Annotated in this window: 3 protein-coding genes; all 3 read left to right on the forward strand. The window is 49.7% G+C overall.

Annotated elements, in window-relative coordinates; translation table 11 throughout:
* Window positions 1-67 precede the first annotated feature (67 nt).
* Window positions 68-484 (forward strand): WD40 repeat domain-containing protein, encoded by a 417-nt coding sequence (locus tag AC5I6P_RS02880; protein WP_495692256.1) that lies wholly within the window; start codon window positions 68-70, stop codon window positions 482-484.
* Between the two features lie 50 nt (window positions 485-534).
* The gene (locus AC5I6P_RS02885) at window positions 535-2,892 is read left to right on the forward strand and encodes a tetratricopeptide repeat protein (protein ID WP_495692257.1); all 2,358 of its coding nucleotides are present in this window, start codon (window positions 535-537) and stop codon (window positions 2,890-2,892) included.
* Between the two features lie 522 nt (window positions 2,893-3,414).
* Window positions 3,415-3,596: hypothetical protein (locus tag AC5I6P_RS02890; protein ID WP_495692258.1), on the forward strand; the 182-nt coding region annotated here is incomplete at its 3' end.

Below are 3,596 nucleotides of genomic sequence, written 5' to 3' on the forward strand. Positions count from 1 at the left end.
TTCGATTGTCCCTTACTCGACCCACTGACAAAACAGGTTTCCTAAAGTTGCACTAGCATCTGCCAGCATGAATGGGACGGGTAGAGTTTGGAATCTTCGCACCGGGCAAGTGGTCATGACTCTACCCACTGGTTCTACCGTTGGAGCCGTGGCGATCGCCCTAACGCCTAATGCTGAATCCCTCATTGTCGCTTACGGTGATGGTTCTGTTAAACAATGGAATGCCAGAACGGGACGGCTCAACCGCACCTTATTTCGAGGGATTTCACCTGGCTCGATCGCCATGAGTCCCGATGGTCGAGTGCTAGCGATCGGTTACTACAACCACATTCGTTTGTGGAACCTCAACACCAACCGATTGCTGCATAACCTACCTGCCAACTCTCTCAGTCGTCAACTTTTGCGCTTTAGCCCCGATGGTCGATTTTTCCTCAACACCGATGAAGAGGGTGACATCATTCGCGTTTGGCAGCTTACTCCTTAATGTTTTGTGAATGGGCGAAACCTAGTATCGATGCAATAACGTCTTCTTTCATGTCTTCCCAATCTACCGACGATCATAAAACCGTGGTTCAATTCAAAGCCGACATTTTAGGAAGAATGAGTGCGCTCTTGTGTCTGAGCGTTTCGCTTGCTTCGCAGTTCCCTGTAGCAGCACACTCTGAAGATGCCGCTCCATCCATCCTGGCGCAAGCTGCCCGCACCTCATCGGCCCTGAACTGCCAGACAGAACGACAGCAAACCGAAGGCGCACTGTTAAATGCCATCTTTGGGCAGGCAGAGCAGGCAATCGCCAATGGACAGGTTGACCGTGCTTCCCAATTGCTCGTTCGGGTGCTTCAGCGAATCCAAGCGATGCCAAATTCCTCTGCCAAGATCGATTGGTTAGAAAGACTGATTGGGAGTATGGGCGCGAATGTCGCCTATACCAGTCCGTTAGAGCGATTAGTTCAAGCTGTACCGATGCACCGTCCACAAGCACCTGAGGCAGTGCTGAACCTAGCAATCGAAGTGACTCGAACGGTAAGCACTAGCTACAGTGCATCTAAAACCCGTACCTTCATCGCGATCGCCAATTACTTCAGCCAGTTAGGACAGACCCATCGCAGCATGAGCATTCTTGGAGAGGCTGTTGCTGCCAGCAACACGATTCAAGGGGCAGAGCTTAAGACAATCGCATTGAGCAATATTGCAGAAGCTTACGTTCGGGCAGGACAGCCTGATGTTGCAGCCTCCATTCTGACCCAATTGCTGCAACTTGCCCAAGCAATCAGCCATTCTAATCCTTACCGTCAAGCTGGAGCCTTCGCCCGTATTGTCGGCCTCTACATACAAATTGCTGATCTCGAGAGTGCCCTATCAATCGCCCGATTAATTCAGGAACCCAATTCCCGCTTTATTGCGATGCTAGCGATCGCAAACAAATATGGTGAAACGGGGCAGTTCGATCGCGCGCTAGACGTACTGCAAACTGTTCGACAATCTGATCAAAAAGCAACTGCTCTAGCAGCAATCGCGGGACGATTAACGGCTCAACAGCCACAACGAGCCAATCAGCTTTATGCAGAGGCCGTTGCAATGGCGCGATCGATGCAGAGCGCCAACGAAGTGATGGCGTATGCGGCAATGCGCTATGTTGAAGCAGGTGGATTGGTGGCAACGGCAGATGAAACGATTCGAGTGATCGCTGATCCTGCTGTGCAAGCTCCAGTCTTGGGTGCGATCGCACTTTCCTATGCCAAAGCCGGTCAGGATGATCGGGCTGAAACTCGTTTAAAGCAGGCGATCAAAGTATTAGGATCGATTTCCGAAGAAAGTAACCGCAACACGGCAAGACAAAAACTAATCGATCAAGCGACTCAAAGCGGACGCTATGACTATGCGCTGCGAATTACCCAAACGATTCAACCACAAGCAGAAGTCCCGATCGATCGCGTTGAAGTACAAACCCAAATCGCAGAACGCGCAATTGCTGCGAACCGTTATGATGCTGCTTTGCAGATTACAGAGCAAATTCCAACCAGTTTTGCCAGTTGGCGTGAACGCTTGCTTTCTCCCATTTTACGAGAATTGGTACGGACGGACGCATTGGATCGAGCATTAGAAATTGCTCAGCAAGAGGACCCTGATCCCAGCTTTCAGCCGCGTATGTTAGCTGTTATTGCAGCACAAGCAAACCTGTCTGGACAAACTGAGCGATCGGCTACCTTATTCAATCAAGCAATCCAACTCGCAAATCAGATTGACGACGCTAACACCAAAAGCGGAACGCTAGGAGCGATCGCCCAAGCTTACCTGACCGCAGGGCAGCCAAAGCAAGCTACAGAATTATTCAACCAGACCATTACAGTGACACAAGTGATCAAAGACATCTCCAGTCGTTCCTACATCCTGAGAACCCTTGCTGAACAATTAACTTTTGCCAATCGGTATCAAGCTGCCATTCAAGTTGCGGAGGCAATTCCAGACTCTTCTGAGCGACTTGCAAAGCTAAATGAGGTGATGGAAAAAGCAATCAATGCAGGGGATTTCACAACGATACTCACTGTTCTCAATCGATTGGATAATCCTGCTTCCAAAACTCGCTGGTTCTTAGCTCTTGTCGATCGCTATATCCAGTTGGGTGAATCAACCCAGGCAACGAATGTGTTAAACCAGGCATTACAAGTTGCTCGTACCATTCCAGGTAATGAGTCACGAACGATCACGATACGGGGTGGTGAGAATTCACTGGTCGTTGAGGATGAAGAAGATCGGGGGAGTTTCTTGATGGCGATCGCTTTGAGATACGCCCAGATTTCTCAAGTTTCGCAAGCACAGCAGATTGCTCAAACGGTGCAGAATTTAACGATCCGGCAGCAGCTAATTCAGCAGATCAACTGTTATCGCTAATCCCCAACAGCAGTGGCTATGCCAGGAGAAGTCCCGATTTTAGCCGAACCTAACAACATGCACACCAGGTAGGATGGGTTCGAGACGGGGAGACCCTGACAGTCTCGCAATTTGCGAACACGCCTGAATTGGATTATCGGCAAAGTACCTGGCCCCAGATCGATCAAGGTTGGGTGTTCTGCTGAATTTATGTTTCAGCCTGCTTGCCTCCGGTTCAATGGCAATCCGATGATAGTTGTGAAAGTAGCAGGTAGGGCAGCCATATTATTTGTGGCAAGCGGTGGACTTAGCAGGAACCGTGCTGGATGTCCTGCTGCAACGACATTGAGATACGGATGCAGCGAAGCGTTTTTTTCGCAAACTCCTTAAGAAACAAGGGTTCGTGCCACGGGTGATTCGCAAAGCGAAGCTCCAAAGGATCGTCACCGACAAGCTCAAGAGTTATGAGGCAGCAAAGAAACAGGTAATGAAGCAGGTAGAGCATCGACAGCATCTCAACCGACAAGAGTCAAAGAAAGGCGAATGCGACGATTCAAATTGTTCAGACAAGCCCAACGATTTCTACCCGCATTCGAACCGATTCGAGGACACTCTAATCCCGAGCAATATGAACTGAGTGCAAAACGCTACCGAGAACAACTGTGCCAACGATGGTCGTGTTCTAGACATGGGGATTCATCAGTCAAACCGCCCGTCCAAATTCA

The sequence above is a fragment of the Myxacorys sp. genome (genome assembly GCF_059501405.1).